Raw genomic sequence first — 13,298 nt, forward strand, 5'->3', positions numbered from 1 at the left:
GCAGGACGTCACCTGATACTGGTCCCGAGATTACAATGGTCAGACCGAATAGGCAACGGGTGCGGCGCGGCGGGGCTCAGTCCTCGCGCGCCCCGATGGTGAGCCGGAGGTACTGCGAGATCGCCTCGGCCCGGTTCTCCACCCGCAGCTTGCGGAGGATCTGCTTGACGTGGGACTTGACCGTGCCCGTCGCGATGACGAGCCGTTGGGCGATCCGCTCGTTCGTGGCGCCGGTCGCCATCAGCGCGAGCACCTCGAGCTCGCGTCCGGTCAGCACCTCCTCGAGGACCCGGGGCCGCTCGACCTCGACCACCGGCCGGACCGGCCGGCTGACGCCGACGGCGGTGGCCTCGTCCCGGGTCACCAGGTCGATCGTGCTGGTCGCGAGCTCGTCGAGCACCGCCTCGACGCTGCGCATCGCCTCCATCACCTGGACCCGCTGCTCCCGCAGCCGGCCGAGGAGGACGGCACGCTCGAAGATCTGCGCGAAGCCGATCGCGAAGAACCACAGGATGTCCCGGTCGAGGTCCACCATCTCGGTGCCCTGGTTGTCGGCATGCAGCAGCCCGATGACCCGGTCACCGGAGAGGATCGGCGCGGCGACGTACGACACCAGGCCGGATGCACGGGCCATCGGCTCGTAGACGCGCGGGTCGTCTGCGGCCCGGAGCACGATGGCAGGCTCCCGGCGCTGGACCAGCTCGCTCTCGAGGAGCATCTGGGACAGCTCGATCGTGGGCACCGCGCGGATCCAGTCCCGGAAGGCCAGCTCGGCCTCGCCCATGCTGCTGGCCCAGCTGCGCCACGGGCGCCAGGTGTCGCCGTCGACCCTCGACAGCATCACGCGCTCGAACCCGCCTGCGTCGGCGGCCGCCTCGCACACGGTCTCCAGGAGCTGGTCCTGATCGGTCATCCGGCGCAGCGTGCCGAGGCCCTGGTCGAGCCGATCCAGCCGACGCAGCCGCTCGTGGCCGAGGTGGTCGTGGATGCCGAAGCGCACGGCATGGATCTCGTGCAGCACCTGGCTCACGTCGGCGACCTCCTTGGGTCTCGCGACCCGGTCCGGGTCGACGAGGCACTCCCGCATGATCCCGCCCAGGATCGCCAGCTGGCCGTCGAGCGTGCGCAGCTCGGGCGAGGGCGGCTGACCGACCTCGTCGGCGTAGTCGTCCCGATCGAAGACGCCCAGCTCCCAGAGCAGGCCGACGGCCGCTGCATGGGCCTCCCGACCCCGCTCGGCCAGCGCGGCACGTCGGCGCGCAGACGCCGCACTACCCGACTCCATGGGAACCACCTGCCTGGTCGTGGACCCCGGACCACAACCCGTGAACGATCGTTCCGTCCGATGATAGTCTGCGCTGGTGCCGCGTGACCGACGGATCCTCGATGCCGCCGCCGTCGCCTTCCACGAGAAGGGCTTCCACGGGGTCGGCATGGACGAGCTCGGACGTCGTGCGGGACTGAGCGGTCCCTCGCTCTACCGCTACTTCGCCGGCAAGGACGAGATCCTCGCCAGGCTCCTCGACGAGGCGATGGACGAGCTGCTCGGCGCCACGACGCCGGTCGATCCCGACCCGCGGACGGACCTGGAGCGGGCGTTGCGGCACCACATCGAGTTCGCGCTCGCCAACCGGCACCTGGTCACGCTCTACCAACGCGAGGTCCGGTCGCTGGTGGAGCCCTGGGCGGACGCCTTCACCCGACGGCGCAGGCAGTACGTCCGCGCCTGGGAGACTCTCCTCGCCCGCGCGTTCCCGACGCTGGAGCCCGGCGCGGTCGCCGCGGCCGCCCAGGGCTGCCTGGGCCTCGTCTTCTCCGTGGCGACCTGGCCGGACCGGGCCCTGGCGGCCCCCGGGGTCACCGATCTCATCATGGGCCTGGTCCTGCACGGCGTGGCCGGGGTCGATCTACCGGCCTGAACGGAAGTCCCACATCCCGGCAGCGATCCGGCGGTACTGCAGCTCGTCGGAGCCCTCCGTGATGCGGTAGCGCCGGTGGTGCCGGTAGATGTGCTCGAAGGGGTGGTGGCGGCTGTAGCCGACTCCGCCGTGGACCTGCATGGCACGGTCGGCCGCGTCGCACGCGAGGCGATTGCCCCGTACGTTGACCATGGCCACCTTGTCGCTCACGGCGGTCTTGCCGTGGACGTCCATCTCCCAGGCGACCTTCGCGATGGTGTTGCGCACGAGCTCCGCCTCGGTCTGCAGCTCGACGAGCTGCCACTGGACGCCCTGGTAGTCGCGCATGGCCTTGCCGAAGAGCCTGCGCTCCTCGGTGTAGGCGACGGCCCGGTCGATGCAGAACTGGGCGGCGCCCAGGGAGCTCGCGGCCTGCCGGATCCTGTTCTCGTGGACGAAGAGCTGGGCGCAGTCCAGGCCTCGGCCCTCCTCCCCGACCATGGCCGACGACGGCACCCGGACGCCGTCCAGGCGCACCTCGGCGTGGTCGGTCGGCATGTTGAACGTCCACCAGTAGAACGGCACCTCGAACCCGGGAGCGTCCGTCGGGACGAGGAACGCCGAGATGCCGTCGGCCTTCCCGTCCTCACCGCTGGTGCGGGCGAAGACGAGGTCGACCTCGGAGACGTCGACGACGCTGTTCCAGCGCTTGGCCCCCGTGATGATCCAGTCGTCGCCGTCGCGCACCGCCCGGGTCTCCAGCCAGGTGACATCGCTGCCGTGGTTGGGCTCGGTCAGGCCGAAGGCCATCTCCATGTCACCGGAGACGAGGCGCTCGAGGTACTGCTCCTTCTGCTCCGGCGTCCCGTACTCGTGCAGGACGAGCGCGAGCGGCAGGTTGGCGACCATCGACGCCTCGTGGCTCAGCTCGGCGTGCAGGCCCGGACCGCGGCGGGCGAGGTGCTCGCGGATCACGGCCATGGCGACGTTCGTGCCGTCCTGGCCGCCCAGCGCCTTCGGCAGCGGATAGCGGTAGAAGCCCGCCCGGTCGGCAAGGACCCGGGCCTCGTGCAGGATCTCGCGCCATCGGCGGGTGGGGATGCCGCCCCGCTCCACGTCGGTGCGGCTGAACTCGCGCCGGTGGTCGAAGTACTCGGGGTTGGCCTCCTCGATCGGCTTGATCTTGTCCTCGATGAAGGCGTCGAGGTCGGCGAGGAACGTCGTGACGTCCTCCGGGATCGACCAGTCCATGTCGTCTCCTCGGTCGGGCCCGCTGGACGGGCTGGTGCCGTGCCGCAGTCCCGCGGTCACCGGATGCGACGACGCTAGATCCGGCGCCGGAACGCCCGGTGGTGGCCGACCGGCGCGTGCTGTGGAGATCTCCACCGGCCGTCGGGCGGTCCGTCGCACCGCCCGTCGGCTGCCGTGACGATGGCGGCATGAGAATCCTCAACAGCGTCGACGAGCTCCGCGCCCTGGTGGGAGAGCGCCTCGGCACCAGCTCGTGGCACGACATCACCCAGGAGCGCATCCAGGCGTTCGCGGACGCCACGGAGGACTGGGAGCGCATCCACGTCGACCCGGAGCGGGCAGCGCGCTCACCCTTCGGCGTCACCATCGCGCACGGGCTCCTCACCCTGTCCCTCGGCCCGAAGTTCCAGTACGAGATCTTCGAGATGAACGGGCACTCGCTGGCGCTCAACTACGGCTACGACAAGGTCCGCTGGATCTCGCCGGTCAAGGTCGGCTCCCGGCTCCGGATGACGCAGGACCTCCTCGCCGCCGAGCCGCTCGAGGGCGGCTCGAAGTTCCGCACGCGACAGACCTTCGAGATCGAGGGACAGGACGAGCCGGCCTGCGTGGCCGAGTCCCTCTTCGCCTACTTCGACTGACCAGGAGGAGACCATGCGCGCTGTCGTCGTCGAGCGCCTCGACGGACCCCGCTCCGCCGTCGTCAAGGACGTCCCGGCCCCGGTCGGAGCCCACCCGCGCGCCGGCGGACGCCGGGTGTTGGTGGACGTCCATGCCGTCGGCCTGTCGTTCATCGACCCCCTCCAGACCTGGGGCCGCTACCAGGGCGGCGTCCCCGCGCCGTACGTGTGCGGCTCCGAGGTATCCGGGATGGTCGTCGAGGCCCCGGAGGACTCGTGGCTGGAGCCGGGCGACCGGGTCTCCGGGATCGTCTGGCAGGGCGCGATGGCCGAGCAGGCGCTCGCCCTCGACGACTTCGTCGTCAAGCTGCCCGATTCCATGTCGTACGCCGAGGGTGCGGGCATCTACATGAACTACGCGACCGCCTGGTACGCACTCGATCGGGCCGGCGCCCGTCCCGGTGAGACCGTGCTCGTCACCGGGGCCGCGGGCGGGGTGGGCACCTGCGTCCTGGACCTCGGTCCGGCCTTCGGCGTGTCCACGATCGCGCTGGTCTCCAGCGACGCGAAGGAGGAGATGGCTCGACGGGCCGGCGCGACCCACGTCGTCCGGGCCGACCCGGACTGGCTCGGCACGGTCCGTGAGCTCACCGGCGGCCGTGGCGTCGAGGTCTTCGTCGACATGGTCGGCGGCGACCGCTTCCTCGACACGGTCCGCTCGCTGCGCATCGGCGGTCGGGGCGTGATCGTCGGCTTCGCCGGTGGCTCCATCCCCGAGCTCCGGATGAACCGGCTGCTGCTGCGCAATCTCACCCTGACCGGCATCACGATGGACGTGATGGAGACCGAGCACCCGGGCACCCTCGAACGCGTCCGGCTCGGTGTGCAGCGGCTGCTCGACGAGGGGCGGCTCAGGCCCGCGATCGGTGCCGTCTACCCGCTCGACCGCGCCGCCGACGCCCTCGCCGCGCTCGACGAGCGGACGGCCGTCGGCAAGGTCGTGGTCGAGGTGCGCTGAGCGGGCCACGTCACGCCCGGTCGAGCACCGCGTGGCCCGCCGCCAGCACCTCGTCGAGGTGCTGCGCGGCGACCACCAGCTTCGGGTCCGGGCGGTCCAGCCGGCGCTCGCGCTTCCAGATCACCGCGATCGTCGACGCCGTCTTGTAGTAGCAGACACCGAGGAACCACTCGAGGTCTGCGGCTGTCGCCGCGATCTCCGCGGCGTCGGCTCCCGCGGCGCGGCGGGCCTCGGCGTACTCCCCCCAGAGCTCCTCACGCGTCGGCAGCGCGGCGCCCGCCGCACGGTCGCCCGCAGGCCGGTCCTCGTGGAAGACATGGGCGGGTGCCAGGTGCATCAACAGCCAGGCCAGGTCGGCACGCGGGTCCCCCACCGACCAGATCTCCCAGTCGATGACGGCGGTGAGTCCGGCGCCCTCGAAGAGCATGTTGGCCAGCCGGTAGTCGCCGTGCAACAGGCGGGGCGGCACACCGGACGGCACGCGATCGGCGAGTCGCCGATACAGCTTCTCGTGGCCGGGCGCGATGTCGTCGTCGACCGTCTCGAGCAGCCTCCGCCAGCGCTCCAGCTCCTCGTCGACGGCGGACACCGGCTCGCCGCCCAGGCCGATCCGCGCCGGACCGACGGACTGCAGCCGCGCCAGTGCTCGCGCCGCGACCCGCATCCGCTCCGCAACGACGTCGGCCTCCGGCGGCGCGGCCGACACGTCGAGGAGCGGCTCGTACGACTCCCCCGGGCACAACGACATCGCGAAAAGGGGAGGGACCTCGGGCGGATCGCCGGCATCCTCGAAGAGCACCTCCGGCACCGGGAACCCCGGCAGCCGCCGCAGGGCCCGCAGCGCCTGCGCCTGGCGCAGCACGTCCCGGTTGCGGACCGGGGCCAGCCCGGCGGGCGCGACCTTGAGCACGACCTGTCGATCCGCACGGTCACCGACCAGCGTGGAGGCGAACGTCAGGCTCGACACCCCGCCCTCGAGGCGCCGCAGTCCCCGCAGCTCCGCGGCCGGGTCACGGCGCCTCGCGGCGGCTGTGGCGCGATCCAGCAGTCCGTCCAGGTCGATGTTCTGCACGCACCTCACTCTGCGGCGGCGGCGGACGCGAGACAACGCGGCTGCCGCACCGCGCTGGAGAGGCCCACAGCCTGCTCGCGCCGATCCGTCGAGACCGCCGGCCGGGGCGAACAGACTTCGTCCATGGTCACCGATTCGGACAACCCCTACACCAGCGCCGAGTGGCGCGACCGGTTCCGCCTGGACGGCAAGGTCGCGGTCGTGACCGGCGCCTCCAGCGGCCTCGGCGTGGCGATCGCCCAGGGCATGGCCGCCGCCGGCGCCGACGTGGCGATCGGCGCGCGCCGGATCGACATGCTCGACGAGACGCGCGCCCTGGTCGAAGGACTCGGTCGCCGTTGCGTCGCCGTCGAGACGGACGTGACCCGGGTGGAGGACTGCGAACGGCTGGTCGCGACCGCCGTCGACCGGCTCGGCGGGTGCGATGTGCTCGTCAACAACGCGGGCGTCGGCGGCGACTACAACGCGGCCACCGAGGACCCGCCCGAGCACTTCCGGTCCGTCGTCGACGTCAACCTCTTCGGCTCCTACTGGATGGCCCAGGCCGCCGGGCGGGCGATGCCGCCCGGCAGCGCCGTCGTCAACATCTCCAGCGTGATGGCGGTGACGACGGCGAAGATGCCGGCTGCCGGCTACAGCTCGGCCAAGGCGGGGGTGCTGGGCATGACGCGGGATCTCGCCGCACAGTGGGGCCCCCGCGGCATCCGGGTGAACGCCATCCTCCCGGGGTCTTCCTCACCGAGGCCACGGCCAACTACAGCCCGAGGTATCAGCAGAAGATCATCGACGCGCGGGTGCCGGCCGGCCGGCTCGGCGATCCGGTCGAGATCGCCAGCACGGCGGTCTTCCTCGCCTCGGATGCGGCCGCCTACGTCACCGGCGTCTCGATCCCCGTCGACGGCGGGGTCCTGCTCCTCTGAGCAGGACCGGCCGCGTCAGCCCGCGGCGACGTCGATGACGACCTTGCCGAGCGCCTCCCGACGGTCGAGGATGCCGAGCGCGGTCGTGGCCCGCTCGAAGGGCAGCCGGTGGCCGACGTACGGCCGGACCCGGCCCTCGGCGGCCACGGCCTCCAGGCCGGCGACCAGCTCGGGGGCGTAGCCGGGGAACCGCTGCTCCCACGGGTCGAGCGCGACGCCGACGACGCTCAGATTGCGCAGCAGGAGGCGGTTGACCCTGACCTCGGGGATCGAGCCGCCGGCGAACCCGACGACCATCAGCTGGCCCCCGACGTCCAGGGCGCGCAGGGAGTCGGTGAACCGGTCGCCGCCGACGGTGTCGACGACGACGGCGACGCCGTTGCCGCCGACCTCCCGGGCCTGCTGGGCCCACGCCTCGTCGGACCTCAGCACCACGTCGGCCCCGCTCTCCTTCGCGACCGCCGCCTTGGCCTCCGAGGAGACGACCGCGATCGAGGGCGCGGCGCGGCCACGCAGCAGGTCGAGCGTCGCCGTGCCGACGCCGCCGGCCGCCCCGTGCACCAGCACCGACTGTCCGTCCCGGAAGCCGGCACGATGGAGGGTGAACCACGCGGTCGCGTAGTTGAGGAAGTACGCCGCGCCGTCGGCCCAGGCCATGTGCTCCGGGATCCGCACGGTGTAGCGCGGGATGGCCAGGACCCGCTCGGCCACGGCGCCCCAGACGCTGAGGCCGGCGACCCGGTCGCCCGGCCGGAAGCGGGATCCCGGGGGCGCCTCGAGCACCACTCCGGCGTACTCGCCGCCCGTGACGTAGGGAGCCGGCGTGCCGTGCTGGTAGGCGCCACGGCTCTGCAGCAGGTCGGGGAAGGCGACCGCCGCCGCCTTCACCTCGACCAGCAGTCGCCTGCCCTCGGCCCACGGATGCGCGCCGGCCGGCTCGGAGAGGTCCTCCCGGAGCTCGACGGCGTCCGGCCCCGTGGTCTCGCGAACGACCAGGCCGCGCATCAGCGGCGGGCCACCGACGAGGTGACCGAGCGGGTGTTCAGCTCGTCGCCACCGTCGACGGTGAGCAGCTGGCCGGTGACCATGCCGGAGGTCTCGCTCGCGAAGAAGGCCACGCCGTTGGCGATGTCGGCGGGGTCGACGAAGCCGTTCGGCAGGCTGGCGAGCCACGCGTCCTTGATCTCCTCGGGCATGCCGAGGATCCCCGACGACGCCGTCATCCCCGGCAGCACGCAGTTCGCCGTGACGCCGTGGCGCACGTTCTCGGCGGCGACCGTCTTGACCATGCCGATGAGCCCGGCCTTCGACGTGGCGTAGGAGACCTGCGCCGGCATGCCCTGGGTGCCCGAGGTGCTCGAGATGACCACGATGCGGCCGTATCGGCGCTCACGCATGCCCGCCAGGCACTGCTGCAGGACGCGGAAGGTCCCGGTCAGGTTGATGTCGAGGTCGAGCTGCCACTTCTCCAACGAGAAGGTGTGCGCCGCCCCGAAGAGCGTGGTGATGGCCGCGTTCGCGACATACACGTCGATCTCGCCGAAGTCGGGCAGCTCGTCGCGGGCGATGTCGAGCTGCCAGGTGCAGCCGGGCTCCTTGTCGAGGGTCACGACCTCGAAGCCGTCGTCGGTCAGGCGCCGGACGATCGCCTCTCCGATGCCGCCCTCGCGGCCTGCCCCGGTCACCAGTGCTCGGCGCGTCATGCAGTGTCCTTCCCTCGATCGGTGTCGGCTGCGAACCCGTGCCGTTCGTCGAACGGGGGGATCGCCGGATGCCCTTCGAGCCGCAGCACGAGCAGCGCGGTCTGGGCGGAGAGCTGGTCGTTGGCGTCGGCGGCCACGTCGAGACCGGTGAGGTCGTGGACCTTCGCCATCCGTAGGCGCACGGTGTTCTCGTGGATGCCGAGGCGCGCGGCCGACTCGCGGACGCTGCGACCGGTGTCGAAGAAGCACTGCAGTGTCCGCAGGAGATCGGCCGTTCCCGGACCTCCGTCGAGCAGCGCGCCGATGACGTCCTGGACGTAGCGCCGGACCGCGCCGAGGTCGCCGTTGGCGACGAAGAGCCGCGCCGGGCCGAGATCGTCGACGGCGATCACCCGCTCCGAGGTCCGCGCGAAGCGGTCGACGCAGAGCACGACCTCCCGGGTCTCCCGGTACGCGCGCTGCAGGGCCGCGGGACGGGTGACGCCGGAGACACCGACGGTCGCGTGCGGCTGGCCCACGGCGGCGAGCAGCCGGCGCATGGCCTGCTTGACCTGGTGGACGAAGGCGACGGGCGGCGCCCCCTCGGGCGCCTCGATGAGGAGGACGGTCCCCTCGCGCCCGCGGGAGGCGAGGACCTCGACGCCGAGATCGGCGCCGACCTGGGCGGTGAGCCCCTCCTCGTCGCCCGCCGCGACCCCGGCGGCGTCGGCGAGGTAGACGAGGACGCGGTCGGCCTCGGCCTGGATGCCGAGATACTCCGCCGCGTCGGCGATGTCGTCGTCACGGCTGTGCCCACGCACGAGCTGCCGGGCGAGCGTCGCCCGTGCGTTCCACGAGGCGCGGGCCACGCGCCGCTGCACGGCGTACTCACTGGCGAGGTGGAAGGCGGCCCTGCTGACCAGCGCGGAGTCCTCGCGGGTGAAGCGCCCCGACACCTCCGCCACGACCAGCCAGGCGAACAGGCAGTCGTCGCGGCGCACCGGCATGAGGAGGTGTCGACGGACGACGCCCCGCGCCGGCTGGGCGGGCACGAGCATCGGCTCGGCGCCGCCGAGGTCGGCCGGACCGTGCTGCTCCAGGAGAGCCGCGACCTCGGGCGGCCGGAAGTCCGACCCCCGGGCGCGCGCCGACCGCGAGACCACCCGCCGCTGCGGGTCGATGAGCCAGATCGGGTTCGTCGTCATCTCCGCGACCGCCTGGACGAGCCCACTGATGCCTCCGCCTGCGGCGGACACCCCGGACAGGCGCAGCTCCACGGCGTACCGGCGGTTGAGTTCCTCGAACCGCCGCCGGGGATCGGCCGCAGATGTCGTCGGAGCAGCCATGGGATCTCCCTCTCGACTCAAGAGATGACGGTCACATTGCTCCGAGATTAGAATGGTATGACCGTTTATGCAAGAGAGATGGGCCACGGCTCAGCGCTCCAGCATGACGTCGCGGAAGTCCGTCAGCTCGCCCGCGGGCACGCCGTGCTCGACCAGCCACGCCTCGGCGCCACCGTGCCGTTCGAGCCAGCGCAGCAGCAGGTGCATGTGCTCGGCGCGGGGCAGCTGCTCGTCCACGCTGCTGTCGGCCAGCATGCCGGCGTACATCTCCATCTCGACGAGACGCGCGATCACCGGCTCCACGCTCGCCGCGGAGAGGAGGTAGTCCGCCACGATGTCGTCCTCGCCCACCCCCAGGACCGCGAGCAGCAGGGCCGCCAGGACGCCGGTGCGATCCTTGCCCGCGGCGCAGTGGAAGAGCACCGTGTGCGCGGCGGGGCGCATCACCTCACGCACCGCCCCGACCACGGTCTCCGGACGCCGCGTCAGGTACGACGTGTAGCGGGCGTGCCACGAGCTCTCCCGGCCGGCGGTCAGCGGCCACCGCCGGTAGGCCACCCCTCGACCACCCCAGTCGATGCACTCCTCCGCGGCCTCGGTGCCCCGGCGCAGGTCCACGACCGTGGCGAGCCCGAAGCGGGCGATGGCCGTGGCGTCGACCTCCAGGAAGGACGGATAGTCGCTGCGGTACACCCGCCCCGTCCGGACGGTGCGTCCTGACCGGGTCCGGAGTCCACCCAGGTCACGCACGTTGTGCGACCCCGGGACGAGGTGGACACGATCTCCTGGCACGACCGGCTGGGTGGACTCGAAGGGCACGGGGACGAGGGTTCCTCGCGGCTCGGCGCCGGCACCACACGGCGTCCCGCCGGGACTGTGGAGTCCGACAGTCGGCGCGAGGACGAGCGGCGCCGGCGCGGCCCACAGGAAGGCCACAGACATCTCGCAGCAGCCGGATATCCGGCACACATCGGGGACACAGGCGCCGCTGACAGATTGACGGTCGTACGCATCCCACCGAGTGCCAGGAGGCATCGCCATGAGCCCCAGCCCAGAACCCGACGAGACGGCCGCCGGACCAGTCTACGAGGGGCGTCCGCTCGTCCGCCCCGAGGACGAGGTGGTCGACCAGGGCGCGGCCTTCGACATGGCGACGCTGCTGACCCGGCGCCGGGTCCTGAGCGTCGTCGGCATCGGCGCCGGCGCGCTGGCGCTCGCCGCCTGCTCCTCGGGCGGCACGAGCGGCACGAGCTCCTCGAGCGGCTCCGGGTCGAGCGACGGGACCGCGACGACGTCCGACGGGGAGATCCCGAGGAGACCAACGGTCCCTACCCCGCGGACGGCAGCAACGGCGTCAACGTCCTCGAGGAGTCGGGCATCGTCCGCAGCGACATCACCTCGAGCCTCGACGGCGGCACGACCGTCGAGGGCGTGCCGCTGACCTTCACCTTCGCCGTCACCGACATGGCCAACGGCGACATCCCGTTCGAGGGGTGGCGGTCTACGCATGGCAGTGCGATGCGCAGGGCCGCTACTCGATGTACACCGAGGGGTGGAGGACGAGACCTACCTCCGCGGCATCCAGGTGACCGACAGCAACGGCGAGGCGACCTTCCAGACCATCGTGCCGGGCTGCTACACCGGCCGCTGGACCCACATCCACTTCGAGGTCTACCCCGACGCCGCCTCCGCCACGAACGTCGAGAACGCCATCGCCACCTCGCAGGTCGCCTTCCCCGAGGACATGCTCGACGAGGTCTACACCCTCGACACCTACCCCGGCTCCGCCGACAACCTCACCCAGGTGAGCCTGGCCACCGACAACGTCTTCAGCGACGGCTACGACCTCCAGATGGGCACCTTCACCGGCGACCCGACCTCCGGGTACGTCGGGTCGCTGGCCGTCGCCGTCGACACCACGACCGAGCCGGGCCTCAGCCAGCCCCGAACGGCGGCACCCCTCCCTCGGGCGCCCCGGCCAGTAGCCCGGCGCGGCCCGACCTCCCCATCCATCACCCATCCCCAGCAAGGAGAACCACCATGATGCAGAACCTCACGGGCTGGCACGCCCTCGTGATCCTCACGATCGCCCTCCTCCTCTTCGGCTCCTCGAAGCTGCCCTCGCTCGCCCGGAGCGTCGGGCAGTCGCTGCGCATCCTCAAGGACGAGGCGCAGCAGGGCGCCGAGGAGCAGGAGGCCGCGACCGCCGTCGTCGAGCCGGTCCCGACCCGCCACGCGTCATGACCGCCGTCACCGCCGCGCGGGGCACCATGCCCCTCGCCGGCCACCTGCGGGAGGCCCGACGACGCGGGACCCGCGCGGCGGTGGCGCTGCTCGTCGGCACGATCGCCGGCTACCTGCTCTCCGGCCAGGTCCTTGACGTGCTGCGCACCCCGATCGAGGAGCTCGCGACCTCGCGCCAGGCCAGCCTCAACTACGACACCGTCACCGGCGCGTTCGACCTGAAGCTCAGGATCTCCCTGTTCACCGGCATCGTGCTGTCGAGCCCGGTCTGGCTCCACCAGCTGTTCGCCTTCGTGACGCCGGGCCTGACCCGCCGCGAGAGGCGGTACGCCGTCGGGTTCACGCTCGCCGCCGTACCCCTCTTCGCGGCCGGTTGCCTGTTCGGCTTCCTGCTCTTCCCCCACATGGTGAGCATGCTGACCGGCTTCTCCTCCGACGAGGACAGCACGATCCTCTCCGCGGCCTACTACGTCGACTTCGTGATGAAGGTCGTGGTCGCCACCGGCATCTCGTTCGTGCTCCCCGTCCTCATGGTGATGCTGAACGTCCTCGGCGTGGTGTCGTCCCGCACCCTGCGCCGGAGCTGGCGGCTGATCGTCGTCGTCATCGTGCTGTTCAGCGCCCTCGTGACCCCGGCCGCGGACGTCCTCTCGATGTTCCTGGTCGCCGTGCCGATGTCCGCGCTCTTCGGCCTCGCCCTGCTCATCACCCACCTGCACGACGCCCGGAGGTCCACGCCATGTTCGGCCTGACGTTCGAGAAGCTCCTCCTGGTGGCGGTCGTCGCCGGGCTCCTCGTGGGCCCCCATCGCCTGCCGGTCTACGCCCAGCGCCTCGCCGACCTCGTGCGGACGCTGCGCGGCCTCCTCGCGGACGCCCGCACCCAGGCCGAGCGCGAGATGGGCGTCTCCCTCCAGGGCACCGACTGGGAGTCGCTCGACCCGCGTCGGTACGACCCGCGGCGGATCGTCCGGGACGCGCTCGACGAGCCCGCCGACCTGCTCGAACCGACCGAGGCGCCGAGTGCCGAACTGCTCGAGGAGGCGCAGCGGGTACGCCCCGGCCAGAGGTACCTGGTGACCGGCTCCGCGGCCCATCCCCGCCGCGTCCTCATCGCCTCGCTGCCGGAGGACGACCCGCGACGGAGAGCGGCGGAGGTCGACTAGGGCCAGTCGGCCGATCTCCTGGTCGGCCTCGACGTACGAGCGCGTCCGCTCCTCGCGCCTCCGCGAATCAGGCCGCAGGTCC

Annotated in this window: 15 protein-coding genes and 1 pseudogene; 9 read left to right on the forward strand and 7 right to left on the reverse strand. The window is 72.0% G+C overall.

Going from position 1 to position 13,298, the window contains the following annotated elements; all coding sequences use genetic code 11:
* Positions 1-76 precede the first annotated feature (76 nt).
* Positions 77-1,285 carry a LuxR C-terminal-related transcriptional regulator gene (locus FIV44_RS09275; protein ID WP_181411066.1) on the reverse strand — a complete coding sequence of 403 codons (1,209 nt, stop codon included), beginning with the start codon at positions 1,283-1,285 and terminating at the stop codon, positions 77-79.
* Between the two features lie 76 nt (positions 1,286-1,361).
* On the opposite strand from FIV44_RS09275, the gene FIV44_RS09280 reads away from it, so the two are divergent.
* Positions 1,362-1,919, forward strand: coding sequence for a TetR/AcrR family transcriptional regulator (locus FIV44_RS09280; protein WP_141004189.1), 558 nt, complete (start codon positions 1,362-1,364; stop codon positions 1,917-1,919).
* On the opposite strand, the gene FIV44_RS09285 is transcribed toward FIV44_RS09280, so the two are convergent.
* On the reverse strand, positions 1,908-3,149 hold the full coding sequence (locus FIV44_RS09285; protein ID WP_141004190.1) for an acyl-CoA dehydrogenase family protein: 1,242 nt from the start codon (positions 3,147-3,149) through the stop codon (positions 1,908-1,910). The two genes, FIV44_RS09280 and FIV44_RS09285, sit on opposite strands and share 12 nt — an antisense overlap.
* 188 nt (positions 3,150-3,337) lie before the next feature.
* Here FIV44_RS09285 and FIV44_RS09290 point away from each other — a divergent pair, with 188 nt between their 5' ends.
* Complete coding sequence (locus FIV44_RS09290; RefSeq protein WP_141004191.1) at positions 3,338-3,790, forward strand: MaoC family dehydratase; 453 nt, start codon at positions 3,338-3,340, stop codon at positions 3,788-3,790.
* 13 nt (positions 3,791-3,803) lie between these two features.
* Positions 3,804-4,787 carry an NADPH:quinone oxidoreductase family protein gene (locus tag FIV44_RS09295; protein WP_141004192.1) on the forward strand — a complete coding sequence of 328 codons (984 nt, stop codon included), beginning with the start codon at positions 3,804-3,806 and terminating at the stop codon, positions 4,785-4,787.
* A gap of 10 nt (positions 4,788-4,797) precedes the next feature.
* Here FIV44_RS09295 and FIV44_RS09300 read toward each other — a convergent pair whose 3' ends face one another.
* Positions 4,798-5,859: a phosphotransferase family protein gene (locus FIV44_RS09300; RefSeq protein WP_141004193.1), complete on the reverse strand. Its 1,062-nt coding sequence runs from the start codon at positions 5,857-5,859 to the stop codon at positions 4,798-4,800.
* Between the two features lie 123 nt (positions 5,860-5,982).
* Here FIV44_RS09300 and FIV44_RS32030 point away from each other — a divergent pair.
* A pseudogene (locus FIV44_RS32030) lies at positions 5,983-6,779 on the forward strand (SDR family NAD(P)-dependent oxidoreductase).
* 15 nt (positions 6,780-6,794) lie between these two features.
* On the opposite strand, the gene FIV44_RS09310 reads toward FIV44_RS32030, so the two are convergent.
* From FIV44_RS09310 to FIV44_RS09325, 4 genes are all read right to left on the reverse strand, one after another.
* Positions 6,795-7,784: an NADPH:quinone oxidoreductase family protein gene (locus FIV44_RS09310; protein ID WP_141004194.1), complete on the reverse strand. Its 990-nt coding sequence runs from the start codon at positions 7,782-7,784 to the stop codon at positions 6,795-6,797.
* Positions 7,784-8,482, reverse strand: coding sequence for an SDR family oxidoreductase (locus tag FIV44_RS09315; protein WP_141004195.1), 699 nt, complete (start codon positions 8,480-8,482; stop codon positions 7,784-7,786). The genes FIV44_RS09310 and FIV44_RS09315 overlap by 1 nt, the downstream gene beginning before the upstream one ends.
* The gene (locus FIV44_RS09320; protein ID WP_141004196.1) at positions 8,479-9,807 is read right to left on the reverse strand and encodes a PucR family transcriptional regulator; all 1,329 of its coding nucleotides are present in this window, start codon (positions 9,805-9,807) and stop codon (positions 8,479-8,481) included. The genes FIV44_RS09315 and FIV44_RS09320 overlap by 4 nt, the downstream gene beginning before the upstream one ends.
* Positions 9,808-9,897: 90 nt before the next feature.
* Positions 9,898-10,848 carry a tyrosine-protein phosphatase gene (locus FIV44_RS09325; protein WP_141004197.1) on the reverse strand — a complete coding sequence of 317 codons (951 nt, stop codon included), beginning with the start codon at positions 10,846-10,848 and terminating at the stop codon, positions 9,898-9,900.
* On the opposite strand from FIV44_RS09325, the gene FIV44_RS31230 reads away from it, so the two are divergent.
* The 5 genes from FIV44_RS31230 to FIV44_RS09345 all read left to right on the forward strand — a co-directional run bounded on the left by FIV44_RS31230 (position 10,847) and on the right by FIV44_RS09345 (position 13,216).
* A complete protein-coding gene (locus FIV44_RS31230; RefSeq protein WP_219996365.1) occupies positions 10,847-11,248 on the forward strand; it encodes a hypothetical protein in 402 nt (133 codons plus the stop codon). The two genes, FIV44_RS09325 and FIV44_RS31230, sit on opposite strands and share 2 nt — an antisense overlap.
* A 111-nt stretch (positions 11,249-11,359) precedes the next feature.
* The gene (locus tag FIV44_RS31235) at positions 11,360-11,851 is read left to right on the forward strand and encodes a peptidase associated/transthyretin-like domain-containing protein (RefSeq protein WP_219996366.1); all 492 of its coding nucleotides are present in this window, start codon (positions 11,360-11,362) and stop codon (positions 11,849-11,851) included.
* Positions 11,848-12,051: a twin-arginine translocase TatA/TatE family subunit gene (locus FIV44_RS09335; protein WP_141004198.1), complete on the forward strand. Its 204-nt coding sequence runs from the start codon at positions 11,848-11,850 to the stop codon at positions 12,049-12,051. The genes FIV44_RS31235 and FIV44_RS09335 overlap by 4 nt, the downstream gene beginning before the upstream one ends.
* Positions 12,048-12,803: a twin-arginine translocase subunit TatC gene (gene tatC / locus FIV44_RS09340; protein WP_141004199.1), complete on the forward strand. Its 756-nt coding sequence runs from the start codon at positions 12,048-12,050 to the stop codon at positions 12,801-12,803. The genes FIV44_RS09335 and tatC overlap by 4 nt, the downstream gene beginning before the upstream one ends.
* Positions 12,791-13,216, forward strand: a complete 426-nt coding sequence (locus FIV44_RS09345; protein ID WP_141004200.1) for a Sec-independent protein translocase subunit TatA/TatB — start codon at positions 12,791-12,793, stop codon at positions 13,214-13,216. The genes tatC and FIV44_RS09345 overlap by 13 nt, the downstream gene beginning before the upstream one ends.
* The last annotated feature ends 82 nt before the right edge of the window (positions 13,217-13,298 follow it).

It is taken from the genome of Nocardioides humi, assembly GCF_006494775.1.
Classification (GTDB): domain Bacteria; phylum Actinomycetota; class Actinomycetes; order Propionibacteriales; family Nocardioidaceae; genus Nocardioides; species Nocardioides humi.

Bases quoted from the DNA above. Each gene is read 5' to 3' on its own strand.
- FIV44_RS09275 (WP_181411066.1), bottom strand. From the start codon at position 1,285: ATGGAGTCGGGTAGTGCGGCGTCTGCGCGCCGACGTGCCGCGCTGGCC.
- FIV44_RS09285 (WP_141004190.1), bottom strand. From the start codon at position 3,149: ATGGACTGGTCGATCCCGGAGGACGTCACGACGTTCCTCGCCGACCTC.
- FIV44_RS09290 (WP_141004191.1), top strand. From the start codon at position 3,338: ATGAGAATCCTCAACAGCGTCGACGAGCTCCGCGCCCTGGTGGGAGAG.
- FIV44_RS09295 (WP_141004192.1), top strand. From the start codon at position 3,804: ATGCGCGCTGTCGTCGTCGAGCGCCTCGACGGACCCCGCTCCGCCGTC.
- FIV44_RS09310 (WP_141004194.1), bottom strand. From the start codon at position 7,784: ATGCGCGGCCTGGTCGTTCGCGAGACCACGGGGCCGGACGCCGTCGAG.
- FIV44_RS09315 (WP_141004195.1), bottom strand. From the start codon at position 8,482: ATGACGCGCCGAGCACTGGTGACCGGGGCAGGCCGCGAGGGCGGCATC.
- FIV44_RS09320 (WP_141004196.1), bottom strand. From the start codon at position 9,807: ATGGCTGCTCCGACGACATCTGCGGCCGATCCCCGGCGGCGGTTCGAG.
- FIV44_RS31230 (WP_219996365.1), top strand. From the start codon at position 10,847: ATGAGCCCCAGCCCAGAACCCGACGAGACGGCCGCCGGACCAGTCTAC.
- FIV44_RS09325 (WP_141004197.1), bottom strand. From the start codon at position 10,848: ATGGCGATGCCTCCTGGCACTCGGTGGGATGCGTACGACCGTCAATCT.
- FIV44_RS09335 (WP_141004198.1), top strand. From the start codon at position 11,848: ATGATGCAGAACCTCACGGGCTGGCACGCCCTCGTGATCCTCACGATC.
- tatC (WP_141004199.1), top strand. From the start codon at position 12,048: ATGACCGCCGTCACCGCCGCGCGGGGCACCATGCCCCTCGCCGGCCAC.
- FIV44_RS09345 (WP_141004200.1), top strand. From the start codon at position 12,791: ATGTTCGGCCTGACGTTCGAGAAGCTCCTCCTGGTGGCGGTCGTCGCC.